This window comes from Thiomicrorhabdus marina (assembly GCF_017571465.1).
Taxonomy (GTDB): domain Bacteria; phylum Pseudomonadota; class Gammaproteobacteria; order Thiomicrospirales; family Thiomicrospiraceae; genus Thiomicrorhabdus; species Thiomicrorhabdus marina.
This window is the reverse complement of the sequence record NZ_JAGETV010000002.1, coordinates 217,486-234,898: the sequence shown is the minus strand read 5'-3', so window position 1 is coordinate 234,898 and position 17,413 is coordinate 217,486. Positions and strand designations below refer to the sequence as shown.

Annotated in this window: 15 protein-coding genes; 7 read left to right on the top strand and 8 right to left on the bottom strand. The window is 45.2% G+C overall.

What is annotated here, in order from left to right:
* Positions 1-400: 400 nt before the first annotated feature.
* Entirely contained in the window at positions 401-664 is a 264-nt protein-coding gene (locus tag J3998_RS02310; protein WP_208147262.1) for a ComEA family DNA-binding protein, read from the top strand.
* Positions 665-819: 155 nt separating this feature from the next.
* Positions 820-1,665, top strand: coding sequence for a DNA ligase (locus J3998_RS02305; RefSeq protein ID WP_208147259.1), 846 nt, complete (start codon positions 820-822; stop codon positions 1,663-1,665).
* Positions 1,666-1,735: 70 nt separating this feature from the next.
* Here J3998_RS02305 and J3998_RS02300 read toward each other — a convergent pair whose 3' ends face one another.
* Complete coding sequence (locus J3998_RS02300; RefSeq protein WP_208147257.1) at positions 1,736-2,917, bottom strand: pyridoxal phosphate-dependent aminotransferase; 1,182 nt, start codon at positions 2,915-2,917, stop codon at positions 1,736-1,738.
* Between the two features lie 154 nt (positions 2,918-3,071).
* Here J3998_RS02300 and uvrB point away from each other — a divergent pair, with 154 nt between their 5' ends.
* From uvrB to J3998_RS02285, 3 genes are read left to right on the top strand one after another with little or no spacing between them, the layout of a single operon-like run.
* On the top strand, positions 3,072-5,111 hold the full coding sequence (gene uvrB, locus J3998_RS02295; RefSeq protein WP_208147255.1) for an excinuclease ABC subunit UvrB: 2,040 nt from the start codon (positions 3,072-3,074) through the stop codon (positions 5,109-5,111).
* A 40-nt stretch (positions 5,112-5,151) separates the two neighbouring features.
* Positions 5,152-6,045, top strand: coding sequence for a L,D-transpeptidase Cds6 family protein (locus J3998_RS02290; RefSeq protein ID WP_208147253.1), 894 nt, complete (start codon positions 5,152-5,154; stop codon positions 6,043-6,045).
* Positions 6,029-7,102, top strand: a complete 1,074-nt coding sequence (locus tag J3998_RS02285) for a L,D-transpeptidase family protein (protein ID WP_208147251.1) — start codon at positions 6,029-6,031, stop codon at positions 7,100-7,102. Before J3998_RS02290 ends, J3998_RS02285 begins: the two co-directional genes overlap by 17 nt.
* Positions 7,103-7,160: 58 nt before the next feature.
* On the opposite strand, the gene J3998_RS02280 is transcribed toward J3998_RS02285, so the two are convergent.
* From J3998_RS02280 to J3998_RS02260, 5 genes are all read right to left on the bottom strand, one after another.
* Positions 7,161-8,054 (bottom strand): M14 family zinc carboxypeptidase, encoded by an 894-nt coding sequence (locus J3998_RS02280; protein WP_208147249.1) that lies wholly within the window; start codon positions 8,052-8,054, stop codon positions 7,161-7,163.
* A gap of 38 nt (positions 8,055-8,092) precedes the next feature.
* Positions 8,093-9,241 carry a PilT/PilU family type 4a pilus ATPase gene (locus J3998_RS02275; protein WP_208147247.1) on the bottom strand — a complete coding sequence of 383 codons (1,149 nt, stop codon included), beginning with the start codon at positions 9,239-9,241 and terminating at the stop codon, positions 8,093-8,095.
* A gap of 9 nt (positions 9,242-9,250) precedes the next feature.
* Positions 9,251-10,288, bottom strand: a complete 1,038-nt coding sequence (locus tag J3998_RS02270; RefSeq protein ID WP_208147245.1) for a type IV pilus twitching motility protein PilT — start codon at positions 10,286-10,288, stop codon at positions 9,251-9,253.
* Between the two features lie 121 nt (positions 10,289-10,409).
* Positions 10,410-10,880 (bottom strand): DNA polymerase III subunit chi, encoded by a 471-nt coding sequence (locus J3998_RS02265; protein WP_208147243.1) that lies wholly within the window; start codon positions 10,878-10,880, stop codon positions 10,410-10,412.
* A gap of 5 nt (positions 10,881-10,885) precedes the next feature.
* The gene (locus J3998_RS02260; RefSeq protein WP_208147242.1) at positions 10,886-12,364 is read right to left on the bottom strand and encodes a leucyl aminopeptidase; all 1,479 of its coding nucleotides are present in this window, start codon (positions 12,362-12,364) and stop codon (positions 10,886-10,888) included.
* A 389-nt stretch (positions 12,365-12,753) separates the two neighbouring features.
* On the opposite strand from J3998_RS02260, the gene lptF reads away from it, so the two are divergent.
* Both lptF and lptG read left to right on the top strand, forming a co-directional pair.
* The gene (gene lptF, locus J3998_RS02255) at positions 12,754-13,908 is read left to right on the top strand and encodes an LPS export ABC transporter permease LptF (protein WP_208147239.1); all 1,155 of its coding nucleotides are present in this window, start codon (positions 12,754-12,756) and stop codon (positions 13,906-13,908) included.
* A complete protein-coding gene (gene lptG, locus J3998_RS02250; RefSeq protein ID WP_208147238.1) occupies positions 13,905-15,056 on the top strand; it encodes an LPS export ABC transporter permease LptG in 1,152 nt (383 codons plus the stop codon). The genes lptF and lptG overlap by 4 nt, the downstream gene beginning before the upstream one ends.
* 4 nt (positions 15,057-15,060) lie before the next feature.
* Here lptG and J3998_RS02245 read toward each other — a convergent pair whose 3' ends face one another.
* Both J3998_RS02245 and J3998_RS02240 read right to left on the bottom strand, forming a co-directional pair.
* A complete protein-coding gene (locus J3998_RS02245; protein WP_208147237.1) occupies positions 15,061-15,918 on the bottom strand; it encodes a 23S rRNA (adenine(2030)-N(6))-methyltransferase RlmJ in 858 nt (285 codons plus the stop codon).
* Positions 15,919-15,994: 76 nt separating this feature from the next.
* Entirely contained in the window at positions 15,995-17,353 is a 1,359-nt protein-coding gene (locus J3998_RS02240; RefSeq protein ID WP_208147236.1) for a phosphohexomutase domain-containing protein, read from the bottom strand.
* Positions 17,354-17,413: the final 60 nt, after the last annotated feature.

The following is a 17,413-nucleotide window of genomic DNA, read 5'->3' as shown; positions in this document are numbered from 1 at the left end:
ATATAAGAAATTCGTTTTTTTATTTCAGTCTTTTATGATCCGGATTTTAGTGTTGTTAATTTATAAGTTATTGATAATATTAGATAATTATTATTTTATTGTATTTGGAAATGATGATATTTTAATTTTTTATGTGTAAGTAAACTGTGGTGATTTCAATGTTTGCTAATTTACTTAAGTAGGTAATTTTTGATATTTATGAAAGATAAATAAAAGTTTTTATTTCAGTGTATTTAAATATTCTTTTATAAGTTCTGTTTCTGATCTTTATTAAAAACTAATATGTGCAAAACGAATTTGTTTAATGTACAAATATTTAGTGTTGTTTTTGCAATGTTTATTTTTCAGTAACGCAATTAATAAAAGGCGATAGATCATGTTTGTTGCCTGAGGAGTCACTATGAATTTACGAAGAATTGTTTCAATCGGCGCATTTGCTATTGTTTTTTCGGGTGGTTTAGCGGCCGCTCCGGTCAATGTAAATACTGCAGATAGTCAACGAATTGCTGAATCTCTTAAAGGGATTGGCATGGTCAAAGCACAGAGGATTTCCGATTACTGCCAAGAACATAAATGTACTAAGGCGGAAGATTTATTGATGATTAAGGGGATCGGACCGAAGACGTTACAAATAATTAGCGATGATTTGCGCTTTAAGGATTGAATTTGTCCATCTGTTTAACCTTAAAGGCTAGATGCGTCGGTATTAAATCGGCATATCTAGCATGCACCGTGTTTACATTCTTTTTTCTAACGCTTCTGCTAAGCATTAAGGTTTTTGCCAATTCATCGTTGATTTTTTTGCCGTCTACTCTAAATATGCAACAAGCAAGGGACTTGTTCGCCGCAGAGTCGGCGCAGGTCGAGTGGTTCGCGAGTCGAAAATATGATGGTGTGCGAGCGATTTGGGATGGCAAACAGTTAACAACCAAGCAGGGTAATCGAATTTTCGCACCGCAGTCGTTTTTAAGGCAATTGCCTGATTTTCCTGTTGATGGCGAACTGTGGTTAGCAACAAAACAGTTTCATCGCGTTAATAAAATGGTGTTAGCCAGTTTAAACAATCAGGTCGGCTATCCAAATTTATGGTCTAAGGTTCAGTATCTTGTTTTTGATGTTCCGAAGACGGATGGAAATTTGTTACAACGTTTGCATCGGTTGCAGCTTTTTCTTAAACAGACTCAGCCTAAACAACTTAAAATCATTGCTCAGCACAGAATAGGCAGTTATCGTCAATTGCAGTCGTTTTATCAAAGCGTACTGGAGCTAGGCGGTGAGGGTATTATTTTACGAGACGCAGGTCGAAAGCACCAAGTCGGGCGTTTAAACAATGTTTTTAAAATCAAACCCAAGTTAGAAGCGGAGTGTACCGTAACGGGTTATGTTCCGGGAAAGGGACGTTTGTTGAATCGTGTTGGGGCTTTACGTTGCGAATTGTTGCCGTCGCAAAAACCTCGACTGTTTCCTAAGTTGGCAATTGAATCGGCAACGGAAATTCGATTAGGTTCAGGCTTGTCGGATCAGCAGCGTCTACAACCGCCGAAAATAGGAAGTGTGGTGACATTCCAATATCAAGGTCACACTAGAACCGGTCTACCTCGTTTTGCAGTGTTTTTAAGAGAAAGGTTCTCTGCAATGCAAGCAGACAATTTACAGATTCAATAAGAATGAAACAGGTATAAAAAAACCGCTAACAAGGAGCGGTTTTAATTTGAAAAAGAAATGGCAGTTACGCTTACGCTTTCATAAATTCTTCAACGCGATCGATTGCTTCAATCAGAATTTCCATGCTTGTTGCAAAGGAGAAGCGAAGGTGTCCGTCGCTACCGAACCCTGAACCCGGAACGGCAGCAACCAGTTTTTCTTCTAGAAGTGCACTGGCGAACTCTGCATCGGTCGCATAACCTTTCATTTTAATGGCTTCGGAAATATCCATAAAGGCATAGAAAGCGCCATCGGCATGAATGCATTTAAAACCTGGTAGGGTATTGATGCGTTCTACGACATATTGATGGCGTTTTTTGAATTCAACCAGCATAGTTTGAATGCATTCTTGCGAGCCATTTAGTGCGGCCACTGAAGCCGCTTGCGAAATTGAGCATGGGTTGGAAGTACTTTGCGACTGTACCTTGCGCATCGCGGCAATGATTTCTACTGGCCCACCCGCATAGCCGATACGCCAACCGGTCATTGAATAAGCTTTAGAAACACCGTTCATAACAATGGTGCGGTCGGTCAGTTCAGGACTGACTTCTAGAATATTGGTGAAGGTCTTATCACCCAGCATAATGTGTTCGTACATATCGTCCGATGCAATCAGTATATTCGGGTATTTCGCCAATACATCACCAATTGCTTTTAATTCTTCTGCTGTATAGACCGCGCCGGTCGGGTTTGAAGGACTGTTTAAAACTAAAATTTTAGTTTTATCGCTAATCGCCGCTTCGATTTGTTCAGCCGTGACTTTAAAACCTTGTTCAATACCTGCATTGATAATGATAGGCTCACCACCCGCCAAAAGCGCCATGTCCGGATAAGACACCCAATAAGGAGCAGGAATAATGACTTCATCGCCGTCGTTCAGAACTGCTTGGCACAGGTTATAGAAACTTTGTTTTCCGCCGGACGAAACCAAAATCTGATTCATTCCGAAATCCAAACCGTTGTCGCGCTTGAATTTGGCAATAATCGCTTCTTTTAGATCGGCAGTGCCATCAACTGCGGTGTAACGGGTTTCGCCATTTTGAATCGCGGCGATACCGGCAGCTTTAATGTGGTCTGGCGTGTCGAAATCTGGTTCGCCCGCACCAAGGCTTAGAATGTCTTTACCGGCGCGTTTTAATTCGGCTGCTTTTGCAGTGATGACAAGCGTTAGGGACGGTTTAACTCGATTGACGCGATCCGATAAGCTGCTCATAGATTGTATTTCTCCACACATTTTCGAGCTTGTATAATACGCACGCTGAAGAGACTAGCGTGTTGGAATGAGAAGGGCGTAAAATCATTGGCTCTAATATAAATCTGATTTATAGCATTCTACTGGATTTATGCGACGTTAAAAAGGACTAATTGTGGCGAAAAGTGATAAGAAATTCGAATTGGTTTCCAACTACTCTCCAAATGGAGATCAGCCGACTGCGATTGCCCAATTAATCGACGGCCTAGAATGTGGTGAAGCTTATCAAACATTGCTTGGTGTGACGGGTTCCGGTAAGACTTTTACCGTGGCAAATGTGATTTCCGAAGTACAGCGTCCGACCATTATTTTGGCGCACAATAAAACCCTTGCCGCGCAGTTATATGGAGAGATGAAAGGCTTTTTCCCGAATAATGCGGTCGAGTATTTCGTCTCTTATTACGATTACTATCAGCCGGAAGCTTATGTTCCGGCCTCCGATACTTATATTGCCAAAGATTCTTCGGTCAATGAACAGATTGAGCAACTCCGGCTTTCGGCAACCAAAGCGTTGTTAGAGCGCCAAGATGTCATTTTAATTGCCACCGTATCGGCGATTTACGGATTAGGTGATCCGGAAATGTATTTGAAGATGATTTTGCAACTGCGTCTTGGCGATGAAATCAGTCAGCGCGAAATTCTCAAGCGCCTGACGTCGATGCAGTATACCCGTAATGATATTGAGCTGTGGCGCGGTACGTTTCGAGTACGCGGTGACGTGATCGATATTTTCCCGGCCGAAGCAGAGGAATATGCAGTACGCATAGAATTGTTTGATGACGAAGTTGAGCAGATTGTTTGGTTTGATCCCCTGACTGGCGAAGCCTTAAGTAAACCATCGCGGGTTACTGTTTATCCAAAAAGTCACTATGTGACGCCGCGTGAGCGCGTTCTGGAGATGATTGAGCAAGTTAAAGTCGATCTGAAAATCCGTCTCGAAGAACTACGAAGCATGAGCAAGCTGGTCGAAGCACAACGTTTGGAAGAGCGTACCAAGTTGGATATTGAAATGATGATGGAGCTTGGTTATTGCACAGGCATTGAAAACTATTCGCGTTATCTGTCTCAGCGTGGGCCGGGAATGCCGCCGCCGACCTTAATGGATTATTTGCCTAAAGATGCTTTGATGGTGATTGATGAAAGTCACGTTACCATTCCGCAAATCGGTGGCATGTATAAAGGTGACCGATCGCGTAAAGAGAATCTGGTCACTTACGGTTTTCGTCTGCCGTCGGCGATGGATAACCGTCCGCTTAAATTTGATGAGTTTGAAGATTTGATGCCGCAAACCATCTTTGTTTCCGCGACGCCGGGTAAATATGAAGGTGAGCATACGGATACCATTATTGAACAGGTGGTGCGCCCGACCGGATTGCTAGACCCTGAGATCGAAGTGCGTCCGGCTTTGAGCCAGGTTGATGATTTGCTTGGTGAAATCAATTGGCGGGTAGAGAAAGGACAGCGTATTTTAGTGACGGTGCTGACCAAGCGTATGGCAGAAAACCTCACTGAGTATTTTGAAGACCACAATATCCGTGTTCGTTATATGCATTCGGATATTGATACGGTTGAACGTATCGAAATTATTCGAGATTTACGTCTCGGCGAGTTTGATGTATTGGTTGGGATTAACTTGCTTCGAGAAGGCCTCGATATTCCGGAAGTGGCTTTGGTGGCCATTCTGGATGCCGACAAGGAAGGTTTCTTACGTTCCGAGCGTTCTCTGATTCAGACCATAGGAAGGGCGGCACGTAATGTAGAAGGCAAGGCAATTCTGTATGCCGACAAAATCACGCGTTCGATGAAGGTAGCGATTGACGAAACCGAGCGTCGTCGTGCCAAACAGATTGCCTACAATGCCGAGCGAGGAATCGTTCCGCAACCGCTGAATAAAAAGGTTACCGATATCCTTGAAGATTCGCCGTATGCTTCGAAAAGTAGCGCTTCCGCGAAGATCGCCATCGCTGCTGAAAGAGGTGGTGAATATGCTGTACAAGAGAAAATGACTCCGGCGCAATTAGCCTCTCATATTAAGAAGTTGGAAAAGCAGATGTATCAGGCTGCCAAAGATCTCGACTTTGAAACGGCAGCATCCTTAAGAGATCAGATAAAAAGCATGAAATCCGACATGGTCGGCGTAGGGGATTTAGGCTAGAATAGCTGATTGCTGAGAAATTTTAACTTTTAGGAATGTAATGAATACTGCTTCTCGCATTGCGTGTAACCCATTGAAAACGATCACTTCCACGGCATTTTTGAGTTTGGTGCTTTTGTTTACGCCTCCGGCGTTTTCAGCGATGAATGGCGCTGAACAAAAACAGGCATTTGAGAAGGGCTGGCAGGCGATGAAGAACGATAAGTTGGATGAAGCCTATAATATTTGGGATAAGCTCAGCAAAAATCCAAACAATTCCCCCGAACTAAAACGTGCTTTAGAGAATAATTTGGCCGTCGTTTTGATGCGCCAGAAAAAATATGAACAAGCACAACAGCGTTTAGATGCTGCGTTACAAGCCGATAAGCAGGTTGCCAGAACACTGGATAACTTAAATCAAATTTATGCCTATCAAGCACAGCAAGCTTATAAAAAGGTGTTTGAGAAAACCACGGTAAAACAGCCAAAGGGTGAGCTGTTATTTATTGAACTGCCGGGTGACGTAAGTGTGCCGAAAGAGACTAGTGTGGCAGTGGTACCTGAAACCCCAGCTGAACAAAAACCGTTAAGCAATGCGTTGTTTGAAGTAACCGGTCTGGTAGAAGGTTGGCGACAAGCTTGGTCTTCGCAAGATGTTGATCGTTACTTAAGCTTTTATGATCCGAATGAATTCCAGCCAAAGAACGGTATGAGCTATCGTTCTTGGGAAAAAAGCCGTTATCGTAATGTCCGCAACCCAAAATATATCAGAATCTATTTAGATGATTTGAAGCTGACAGAACTTGATGGCGGAGAGCAGGTTCGAGCCGACTTTGAGCAGCGTTACGAATCAGATCGTTTTAGAGACACGATTCATAAATTCCTTGTTTGGCAGAAAGACGGCGGTGATTGGAAAATTATCCGCGAGGAAGTAGTTTATGCGAATGGTGATTAAAACGGCATTAAGGTTTTGTCTAGCTTTCCCTTTGGTGGTAAATGCTGCACAAGGGGATAAAGCGTTGATGGTTGAACAGAAATTGTTGACCGGAATGCAAGCGATGCAAAACTTAGCATTAAACCAAGCCGTCGGGGCATTTTCCGAAATCAGCCAAGAAAATCCCAATTATAAGTTGGTGCAGCTAATGCAAGCCGATTTGTTAGCGCTCAAAGCCGGTAAGCAAGAGATGTTGGCGGAGTATCGTAAAAGCCATCCAAAGACAATTTCTAAGTTGGAAGACGAGGCGCGTGTACGTTGGCAATTTGCCGAAAATGCATTACAGAAGAATTCCGGTTTTGAGCACTATGTCCTTAAATCTGCTCAGCAGAAGTACATGGTCATCGTCAATATTCCAGATAGCCGTCTGTATCTGTTTGGGGCTGATAAAAACGGTAAGATGCAGCAGTTAGCCGATTATTATGTGACGGTTGGTTCTAAAGGGGCAGGAAAGCAGAAAGAGGGCGACAAACGAACTCCGATAGGTGTTTATCATGTGGTCGATATGATTGAAGATCAACGCCTTCCAGAGCTTTACGGAGTGGGTGCCTTGCCAATTAATTACCCAAATAAATGGGATAAATCGCTTGGCAAAACAGGTTCTGGGATTTGGTTGCACGGCGTGCCGCGAGACACCTATATTCGTGCGCCTCGTTCAAGTCGAGGTTGCGTTGTACTAAACAACAGTGCGATGGAAAAATTGCTGACTGAATACAGCTTGCCTTTAAGTACGCCGATTATCATCGTCGACGAAGAAAGCTCGCAGTTGACCTTTAATCGCGATTCGGTGTATTTAGTGGATGAAGTACGTGCTTGGTTAAATGACAATCAACCGGGCTTAGCATGGAAGGATGTGTCTATCTTCCGTTATCCAAGTGAAGAAAATTTATATTATGTGACTTTTCCTGCCGGTAAAGACAAGATGGTGCATCAGTTCTGGAAGCGGGATTTGGAAGGTGAATGGCGCATTGCGGTTCAAGACACCGAGGCAAAAGAAATTAAGTATGTTTTCCGTTAACCTCTTCTGATTTAGCGAATAAAAAAGCAGCTGCTATGGCTGCTTTTTTTATGGTCGGTTAAAAATCTCGTTCTAAGTGACGAATTTTTTCATTTGACCATTTTTCGATATCTTGCCACATCTGTACAATATCTTTTTCTTTCGGCATAGCTCCAGCAGAACGCAATTCTAAAGTGAGCACCGGAATGTCCAAATATTCTCCTGCGTAACGACCAAGAGAGCCTGGAAAAGTACCTAATTCACGATAGTCAAGTACACCGATTTTACTGGGTACGGCATGCTCAGGACCATCGTAATCCAAGAGTCCATAAGGTGCATGAACGGAGATAATTGCATCTGGTTGGAAACGTTCAATGGTTTTGACCATCCATTGAGTCTCAATCTCTGAAGCGGCTGATGGCCCAGGGTAGCGACGCTCGTTTTTACGGTAATAGTGCTCCCAAAAATCCAAAGCGCTGTCATCCCAATCCGGTGAAGGAAAGTTGCGATTCAAATCCACGCCATTGGCATTTTGGCGTGTTGCAGGGTCACTGCGGAATAAGCCGTCGGGATTGGTCAATGGTAAAAACAGCCAGTGGTGGTTACGGACATTTTTGTTGTTTTGCATTGCCAGCATCCACAAGTAAGTGATACTGATCGCAGAGTACTCATCACCGTGAATGCCACTGATAAAAAGGATTTTTCCTTTTGGACGAGTTGCTTCGCCGTTGTGTTCGGTCGGCACAAATTCTTTGTAGGTTAGTAATCTTTTTTCCGACGAACGAGTATCGGCAATTTTCAGGTGTAAATCCAGACAACCATCATATTTGACGGTGCGGAGCTTTTTTGACCATTGACTACAGAACACTTCAATGGAAGTCTGCTCTTCGTGAAAGGCTTGTGCCTGAGCATTGTTAGTTGTCGCACTAAAAACAAAAACGCTGCTCAATGCAGCGAAAAAGGTTTTTTTCATCGGTTGCTCAAGCAAGCTGTGAAAGTGTTTTTTTAGTCTCATTCTTCTTTCGACTGCTCTCGTAAAATAAAGTTACTATCTTCACCGATATCAGTGTCGCCGGGACGATGACGCTTACTGTTCAGTTTGATATTCAGACGTACATCATTCATCGCGTCGGCATTGCGCAAGGCGTCTTCGTAACTGATTAAACCATCTTCATATAATTGAAAGATATGTTGGTCAAATGTTTGCATGCCTTGCGCGGAAGATTTGGCGATAACTTCTTTAATTTCGCTCACCTTACCCTGCATGACCAGTTCGGCAATACGTGGTGAGTTAATCAATACTTCAACGGCGGCAATCATGCCCCCACCAATTTTAGGGATTAGCCGCTGGGAAATGATAGCACGTAAGTTCAAAGAAAGGTCGAGCAATAAATGGTTTTTATGATCAATCGGGAAAAAGTTGATGATACGATCCAAAGCTTGGTTGGTGTTGTTGGCGTGCAATGTTGATAGACATAAGTGGCCGGTTTCGGCAAAGGCGATAGCGTGTTCCATGGTTTCTTGAGCACGGATCTCACCGATTAAGATAACATCTGGAGCCTGACGTAAGGTGTTCTTAAGTGCATTTTCATAAGAATCTGTATCAACGCCAACTTCGCGCTGGGTTACGATACAGCCGTCGTGGCTATGCACAAATTCGATAGGATCTTCAATGGTGATAATGTGTCCTTGCGTCTCACGGTTACGTACTCCGATCATACTCGCCAAACTGGTGGATTTACCGGAACCGGTTCCGCCAACAATGAGAATCAGACCGCGCTTTTTCAGAACCAGTTCGCGTAATACCGGCGGTAAATTCAACTCTTCAAAACTCGGGATTTCGGTATGTACGGAACGAATGACCATGCCCGGTGTTCCACGTTGCACGAAAACATTGACACGGTAACGAGCGCGGCCGGTAATTCGGTAGGCAAAGTTGGCTTCCGACGTGGTTTGGAAGGTCGATAGTTGGTCATGATTCATGATTTCGTAGCACAGTTCGCGCGCTAAATCCGGGGTTACCTTATTTTCGGTAAGATCAACCAGTTTGCCGCTTTTTTTCATTGCAATCGGTCGACCGGCGGTAATGAAAAGGTCGGAGCCGTCGTTGTCAGTGAAGTGAATCAGCAGTTTCTGTAGGTCGGTGAGTTCTTGATCCATCCTAAACTCCTAGGTAAAGTTCTGTTTGTTAACTGCTTTCGAGCGCGCAGCTTCAGGGGTTATCATGCCGCTGTCGACCAGCTGTTTCAGGTTCTGATCGAGGGTTTGCATCCCAAGTTGGTTAGAGGTCTGAATGACCGAATACATCTGCGGAATTTTTGCTTCACGAATCAGGTTTCGAATCGCTGCTGTTGCCAGCATGATTTCATGCGCGGCAATACGGCCGCCGGAGATTTTTTTCAAAAGCGTTTGTGAAATTACCGCTCGTAGCGACTCTGACAACATCGAGCGAACCATATCTTTCTCTTCAGCAGGGAATACGTCGATAATACGGTCAATGGTTTTTGCTGCTGAACTGGTGTGTAAGGTTCCGAACACCAAGTGACCGGTTTCTGCCGCGGTTAGCGCTAGACGAATGGTTTCTAAATCACGAAGCTCCCCGACTAGAATGACGTCAGGGTCTTCACGCAGCGCTGAACGAAGCGAGTTTTCAAAACTCTTGGTGTCGCGGTGCACTTCACGCTGGTTAATCAGGCTTAGAATCGGTCGATGTACGAATTCAATCGGATCCTCAATGGTCAGAATATGTGAAGCGAAATTTTTGTTTACGTAGTCAATCATGCCGGCCAGAGTGGTTGATTTACCGGAACCGGTTGGGCCGGTTACCAGAACAATGCCGCGTGGAAAGCTTGAGATGTCTTTGAAAATCGCAGGAGCCTTGAGCTGTTCAAGTGTCAGAATTTCACTCGGGATGGTTCGGAATACGGCACCGATACCACGGTTTTGCATAAAGACGTTAACACGAAAACGCGCTAAATCTGGAATTTCGAATGAGAAATCCGCTTCGAGTTCGCCTTCGAAGTGACGGCGCTGTGCGTCAGTCATGACATCGTAAACCATTAACTGCAACTGTTCTTCTTCAAAATCCGGTGCATCGATACGGGTGATATCACCGTTGATACGAAGGATTGGCGGTTGACCGGCGGAAAGGTGGAGGTCAGATGCGCCTTGTTCGACACTGAAAGTCAGTAGGCTGGTAATGTCCATAGCAAAACCTCTAGTAATTGAGTTTTTAAGAGATTAGGCCAATTATAGAGAATGGCTTTTTTAAAACCTAGATAAGATTACATTAATGGCGAGGGATATGTGTTAAATCATGTTTTATCACTTACTCAAAACCGATTTTATGTACGGTCGGTTGTAAGTTACGAGCCCCGTAGTCTTTATAGCGTTGCCGACCTTTTTGCACCAAAAATTCGGACTGGTCAACGACTTCAATCGTTCTTTGATAGTTGTTGTACTGTTCGGAAAAGTCAGGATGCAGATTGATTAGAACATCTGCACAAGGTTTATCGATCTGCCCTGAATAGAGTTGCACCGGTGCCGGTACTTGTCGTTGTATGGCGTGCGGGATAAAGCTCTCGGCCTTCCAGTTCCATAGTGTGAGTTCGAAGCGTTGCGCTTCTTGCTGATCGGCAAAACGCACATCACAGTGTCGGCCCTGTTGGTAAATTTTGTTAATCAATTTACAGACAAAAGCTTCGCGACTGGCGCTATCAGTGCTGTTCAGAATGTAAAACAGTACGTCTTTGGCATTATCGTCGCGAGTTTCGACACTGGTTGATGCGTTCGGTTTCATCTTGGTTATTTGGCCTGTTTATTTAGGTATTCAACTAAGGCAGGAACCGGACGGCCGGTCGCGCCTTTGTCATTACCGCTAACCCAAGCCGTACCGGCGATATCCAAGTGCGCCCAAGGGATCTCTTTCGTGAAGCGTGCCAAGAATTGTGCTGCGGTGATCGTGCCGCCAGCACGTCCGCCGATATTGGCCATGTCGGCGAAATTCGATTTCAGCTGCTCATCCCACTCTTCACCAAGCGGTAACTGCCAGAGGCGGTCATAGGTTTCTTCACCGGCGGCACGGATTTCATCAATCAAGGCTTGATCGTTGCCTAAAATACCCGATACATGTTTGCCTAGGGCGATAATACAAGCGCCGGTTAGCGTTGCCATATCAATTACTTTGGCTGGTTTATAGGTCTGTTGGCAATAGGTCAGAGCGTCGCATAGAATCAAGCGACCTTCGGCATCGGTGTTTAGTATTTCGATGGTTTGACCAGACAGAGAGGTTACGACATCCCCCGGTTTAACCGCTTTACCGCCCGGCATATTTTCGGTCGACGGTACGACTGCCACTACATTAATGTTCGGCTTTAGTTCGCCAAGCGCCTTGAATACACCGAATACGGTTGCCGCGCCGCCCATGTCGTATTTCATTTCGTCCATGGCTTCGCCCGGTTTTAAGGAAATACCGCCGGTATCAAAAGTGACCCCTTTACCAACCAAGGCAATCGGTGCCTCATCGCCGCCGCCGTTATATTGCATACAGATCATTTTCGGCGGGGTTGCACTGCCTTGTGCGACTGACATAAACGAGCCCATGCCCATTTCCAGCATTTGCTCTTTATCTAGAATATTGACGTCGAAACCGTAGGTTTCGCCTAACTCTTGTGCCGTTTCGGCAAGGTGGGTCGGGGTGCAGAAATTCGGCGGCATATTGGCTAGGTCTTGAGTCATCTCCATGCCCATTGCGGTTGCCTGCGCGATGGCAATAGTCGCTTCGGATACATCCTGAGTGAAATGCATTTCTGCCAGTTTGTTGTTTGGCGATTCGAATTTACCACGGCTGACATGTTCATAGCTATAGAAGCTACGCTGGAAAATCTGGACGTTTTGGCGAGCGCACCATTCGCTGTCACGGCCTTGTGGCGCGCTAGCGATGGTTGCGTTTAGCAGTTTTTCAGTGCCGCCGCTATTAACCGCTTTGCTCAATGCCGTAATTGCGGCAAGGTAGCTTTTGCTGGTTAGCTTTTCACATTCGCCTAGGCCGACTAGGTATAAGCGTTTAACGCTCAAGCCGCTCGGCATTGCCAAGGTAAAGACTTCACCGGTCTTGCCTTTGAAATCGCCATTTTCTTGCAAAGATTGGATAAGTGACTGTACCGCTGCTTTTTCGGTTAGGTTGTCGCATAAGACTTGCCCGTCGGCAGAAACGCTTATCGCTAAGCTGTCGAAGTTTTCACAAGATTGAGATGCTGAAGCTGAGAAATGAATTTTTTGCATAGTCGCGCAGATCCTTTTGACCGAGGGAAGCATAAGGCTTCCCGAAAGTAATTTGATTTTGCGTTATTGAAGCACAAATTTTTATGAATATCAGCAATTGCTGGTTATTGAGAGCTTTGCACGAGATAGTTTCACAAGTAAAAATGATTAAAATTCACCTGAATTGTGTTGAAAAAACGGCTAATAGCGGGTTATTAGCAGCGTTTCCCGCCTTATTCAGTCAAATTTTTCCTCATTTTTCATCCGCGACCTAGTCGTGTTTATTCCTTTTGGGTGCAAAGCTCTCTTATTTTCGAAAAAATGCGCTTGGTTCGGCAGAAAACTACCCCCGCCGAGCGGCGAGTTTCTATAATAGGCGTATTTCTATATTTGCCGACGGTGTAGCGATTTTGCGCATTATTGATCGAATGCTCCTGCGAGAGCTGACTTTAACATTTCTAGCGGTCATCAGTGTTTTGCTATTGATTACCTATGGGGGCGAAGCGACCAAATTACTAGGCCGCGCGCTAGATGGTCGGGTGCCGGTCAATCTAGTAGGACAATTGCTCCTGTTAAAATTGCCGGACGTCCTAGGAATGATAATACCGCTGTCGGTATTGATCGCCGTGGTACTGACTTTCGGGCGTCTGTATCAAGATCAAGAGATGGTGGTGCTCAGTTCTAGCGGTGTTTCACCGAATTACTTCCGTAAATTGTTAATGTGGTTTCTGCTACCGATTACCTTGTTGCTGTATTTGCTATTGAATGTTCTCGATCCTATGGCGTTGCAGTATGAGAAGAAACTACTGGTGGAAAATCAATCAATCTCGCCGATAGCTGCCTTGCAAGAAGGTAAATTCAATCCTTTACCGAAAGATAAGGGCGTTCTTTATGCCAAGAGGATTAATGCCGACGGGACGCTGGAACAGGTGTGGATTAAATATCGCGACGGCAGTAATGATTTGATTTTAATGGCGCCAAGCGGCAAGTTTGTGCGTGAAAAAAACGGGCTTGTTCTGCGTTTACAGGATGGATGGCGTTATCAGAATTTGCATGGCAGTCTGCAAACGCAAAGTCAAATGCAATCTCCACCAGCCGATGGGCTAGAAGTACAAAGTTTTGAGCTGTTTGAGGGAGTGATTCCTGAATTATCAATTGAACAAAGTAAGTTAAGAGAAAGAGAGATGTTTACTTGGCAATTGCTGGATTCGGATTCGGCTAAAACTCAGGCGTTGATACAGTGGCGTCTGAATATGCCGTTAGGCGTTCTAGTGCTTGGGTTAATCGGCTTGATGCTGTCTAAAAGCGGTCCAAGACAAGGACGATTCGGCAAGATGTTCCTCGCTATTGTGGTTTTTATTCTCTTTAACCAAGCTTTATCGGCAGGTGAAAGCGCTATTGAAAAAGGTCACTGGCTCGCAGAAATCGGGCTTTGGCCGATTCCGCTGTTATTTCTTTTGGTCGGGCTAGGGCTGTTTGCATGGTTACAAGCCACGCTGCGAAGATGGCTGATAAGCACCAAGATAAAACCGCAACGGATTGATTCTAGCGGAGCGAAATCATGATGAATATTACCGAGCGCTATTTAGGGCGGACTATGTTTGCTTACAGTGCTTTAGTGCTGTTTGTATTGGTTTCGCTGGTCGGTTTCTTCGATTTGATTTATCAGCTCGGTAAGGCAAGCGGGGATTTCACTTACCTCAAGGTTGTGCTCTATGTGACCTTGAAATTACCGACCTATTTCTATGAGCTGTTTCCGATTGCTTTATTGATCGGTTCTTTAATGGGATTGGGAAATCTGGCGAATCGTGGTGAACTAACGATTTTGCGCGTCACTGGCTGGTCAATGTGGCGAATTCTGTTGGCCTTGGCGAAGACGGCTTTTTTGATGTGGTTAGCGGTTGCGATTATCGGCGAATTCATTGCCCCGAAAAGTGAATCCTTAGCGCAGAAAGTCCGTGTTGAAGCGCAGAACAAAAACTTCTCTTTAGATATCGGTACCTCGCAGGGCTTTTGGTTAAAAGACGGTACACGTTACATTCATATCGAACGCATTATTTCCGAACGGGAGATGAATAAAGTCAGCATCTATACGCTGAAAAATGGTCAGTTACAAAGCTTACAGGTGAGCGATAAATTGATTTATAACGATGATCGCGGGTGGCTTATGCCGAACGGAGAATCGATTTCTTTGCAGTTTGTCGCTTTGCCTGGCGAGCTAAGGCAGCTATTGTCCGAGCAGGAGACGGGTATGACTGCCGGACAGTTGGCGGTGACGCGTCTGCAATTGATTCAGCAGTCGTTACAACAGCTTCCTATCGCTTTGCCGTTTCTTCCTGAAGATTTGGTTAAATTGGATATCGATAGCCGTTATTTGAGTCTGTACGACCTGTATAACTATATTCAATTTCTGCAACAGAACGAATTGGATGCCAGCGCGTATGAGTCGGATTTCTGGCGCAAGTTGTCGATGCCGGTGGTCGCTTTCGCAATGTGGATTCTAGCTTTTCCGTTACTATTTGCTTCGCAGCGCCAGGTTAGTATCGGGCAGCGGATTTTTATCGGTGTCGTCATCGGTTTGGGCTTTCAACTGATGAATATGCTGATTAGTAACGCCGCTTTAGTCTATCAATTGCCGATTGGCGTAGTGGCTTTTGTTCCGGCATTGTTATTAATCAGCTTCGCAATTTGGTCAATGCGGCGTTTGCCATAGCGGTTTATTCGTCCACCAATTGTTCGCAGCGGTAGTAACCTTCGCTGTTGTTCGCTTGTCCTAATATTTTCGCTAAAAACGGCAGGGTTTTCTGCATTTCCGCAAACAGAGTCCAAGGTGGATTAATCCATAACATGCCGCTACCGTTCATACCGCGTCCACGGCTGTCTGGGGCAATGCCTAGTTCAAACACTTGAATATTGCGAATGCCGCTTTCTTGCAGATTCTTGCAGAGCTTATCGATGGTTTTGCGTTCCACAACGGGATACCACAAAGCATAGCTTCCGGTCGCAAAGCGTTTATGACATTCAATCAGTGTCTGCACCACTTTTGCGTAATCTTTTTTGTCTTCGTAAGGAGGGTCAATCAGCATTAGACCACGACGCAATGGTGGCGGCATGGAAGCGATCGCTTGTTGAAATCCGTCGTTGAAAAATAGTTTAATTCGGCGGTTGCTACCGAGGTTTTTACGCAGCGTTTGTTGTTCGCGTGGATGCAATTCACAAAGTTGTATCTTGTCATTGTCACGTAACATCTGGTCGGCAAACCACGGTGAGCCAGGATAGAAGTTCAATTCATTAGGCTTATCGCTATTCAGTTCTTGCACTAAGTCTTTGTACTGTTGCAGACTTGTATAGTCGCTACAGTCCTGGTTCCAAAGCACGCCAATGCCATTGGCAAATTCTTGGTTTTTCTGTGCCTCAGAGCCGCCAAGACGATAAACGCCGGCACCGGAATGACTATCGAAATACAGCATCGGCTTTGGTTTTTGTGTTAAATAATCAAGCGCATGCACAAGATTGACGTGCTTAAGGACATCGGCAAAATTGCCGGCATGAAAAGAGTGAAGGTAACTGAGCATAGGCACTCCAAATAGTAGAGCGCCTATTTTACTCGGGGGCGAGGATTCGTCCTAATAGTTTTATGAGTGTGGGCGGTTAGCCAATCTGGTTAATAATTGCTTCGACTTGTCGCACCTTGTCTTGAACCAGTGCAACATTGCCGCGACTTTCGACATTTAAACGCAAGAGTGGTTCGGTGTTTGAGGTGCGGATATTCAAGCGCCATTCGGCAAATTCCAGTCCTAAGCCATCGGTTAAATCCACCGTTGGGTTCTGCTCGGCAAAGGTTTCCTGCACAGTTTGAATAATCTGCTTGCTGTTCTGTACTTTGTAGTTCAGTTCGCCGCTACACGGGTAGGCAGCAGTGCGTTCTGCGACCAGTTGGTGCAATGTTTTGCCGGTGCGGCTGATGAGCTGCAAAATCAGCAGCCAAGGAATCATGCCGCTGTCGCAATAGAAAAAGTCTTTGAAATAGTGATGTGCCGACATTTCGCCGCCGTAGATGGCATCGACTTTGCGCATGTGCTCTTTAATAAAGGCGTGACCGGTTTTCGATTGAATCGGTTCGCCACCGGCTTGAGTCACCTGCTCGATAGTATTCCACGTCAAACGTGGGTCATAGACGATTTTACTGCCCGGTTGTGTGGCCAAAAGCGTTTCGGCCAGTAAACCAACCAGATAGTAACCTTCGATAAACTGCCCGTTATGATCGAATAAAAAACAGCGGTCGAAATCGCCATCCCAGGCGATACCAAAATCGGCATTATGCTCGCGTATCGCCTGCTCGGTGATAGTACGGTTTTGCGGAATCATTGGATTCGGCACACCTTGCGGAAAGTTCCCATCCGGTTCGTGTTGTAGACGGATGAATTCGCATGGCAGATGTTTGGCTAGCAGATCGAAAGTCGGGCCGGCTGCGCCATTACCGGCATTGACTACGATTTTTAATGGCTTAATCGTCGGCAACTCGATATAGCTCAGCAGCTTTTCGATATAAGCGCTTTTGTCATGTTTGGCGATAACGTCGGCAGGCGTTTGGCTTAGTGCAGTGAAATCCTGTTTTTCAATACGCTGTTTTATGGCGGTCAAGCCGCTGTTGCGACTGATTGGTTTAGAGCCTAGGCCGACCAATTTCATGCCGTTATTGCCTTTTGGATTGTGGCTGGCTGTGATCATAATGCCGCCGTCAGCATGATAGTGACTGGTAGCAAAATAAACTTCTTCGGTGCCACAAAGTCCTAAATGCCAGACTTCAACGCCGCTAGCAATTAACCCATCGCACAGTGCCTTGCTTAAGCTAGGACTTTCTAGACGGATGTCGTGCCCGACAATCATCTTTTTGGGGTGAAATTCGGAGGCATAGGCGCGACCGATTTGATAAGCCAAATCCGGATTGATTTGTCTGGGTACTTCGCCACGAATGTCATAGGCTTTAAATCCACTTAAGTCTTGCATTCTATTGCCTTTGTAAAGAGTGGAGTGATAAAAAGCCCAAGTGCAACTTGGGCATTTCTG

Coding starts and splice junctions, on each gene's coding strand:
- J3998_RS02285 (WP_208147251.1), top strand. CDS start 6,029: ATGCGAATGGTGATTAAAACGGCATTAAGGTTTTGTCTAGCTTTCCCT.
- J3998_RS02270 (WP_208147245.1), bottom strand. CDS start 10,288: ATGGACATTACCAGCCTACTGACTTTCAGTGTCGAACAAGGCGCATCT.
- J3998_RS02310 (WP_208147262.1), top strand. CDS start 401: ATGAATTTACGAAGAATTGTTTCAATCGGCGCATTTGCTATTGTTTTT.
- J3998_RS02245 (WP_208147237.1), bottom strand. CDS start 15,918: ATGCTCAGTTACCTTCACTCTTTTCATGCCGGCAATTTTGCCGATGTC.
- J3998_RS02290 (WP_208147253.1), top strand. CDS start 5,152: ATGAATACTGCTTCTCGCATTGCGTGTAACCCATTGAAAACGATCACT.
- J3998_RS02260 (WP_208147242.1), bottom strand. CDS start 12,364: ATGCAAAAAATTCATTTCTCAGCTTCAGCATCTCAATCTTGTGAAAAC.
- J3998_RS02265 (WP_208147243.1), bottom strand. CDS start 10,880: ATGAAACCGAACGCATCAACCAGTGTCGAAACTCGCGACGATAATGCC.
- lptG (WP_208147238.1), top strand. CDS start 13,905: ATGATGAATATTACCGAGCGCTATTTAGGGCGGACTATGTTTGCTTAC.
- J3998_RS02275 (WP_208147247.1), bottom strand. CDS start 9,241: ATGGATCAAGAACTCACCGACCTACAGAAACTGCTGATTCACTTCACT.
- J3998_RS02305 (WP_208147259.1), top strand. CDS start 820: ATGCAACAAGCAAGGGACTTGTTCGCCGCAGAGTCGGCGCAGGTCGAG.
- J3998_RS02300 (WP_208147257.1), bottom strand. CDS start 2,917: ATGAGCAGCTTATCGGATCGCGTCAATCGAGTTAAACCGTCCCTAACG.
- J3998_RS02280 (WP_208147249.1), bottom strand. CDS start 8,054: ATGAAAAAAACCTTTTTCGCTGCATTGAGCAGCGTTTTTGTTTTTAGT.
- J3998_RS02240 (WP_208147236.1), bottom strand. CDS start 17,353: ATGCAAGACTTAAGTGGATTTAAAGCCTATGACATTCGTGGCGAAGTA.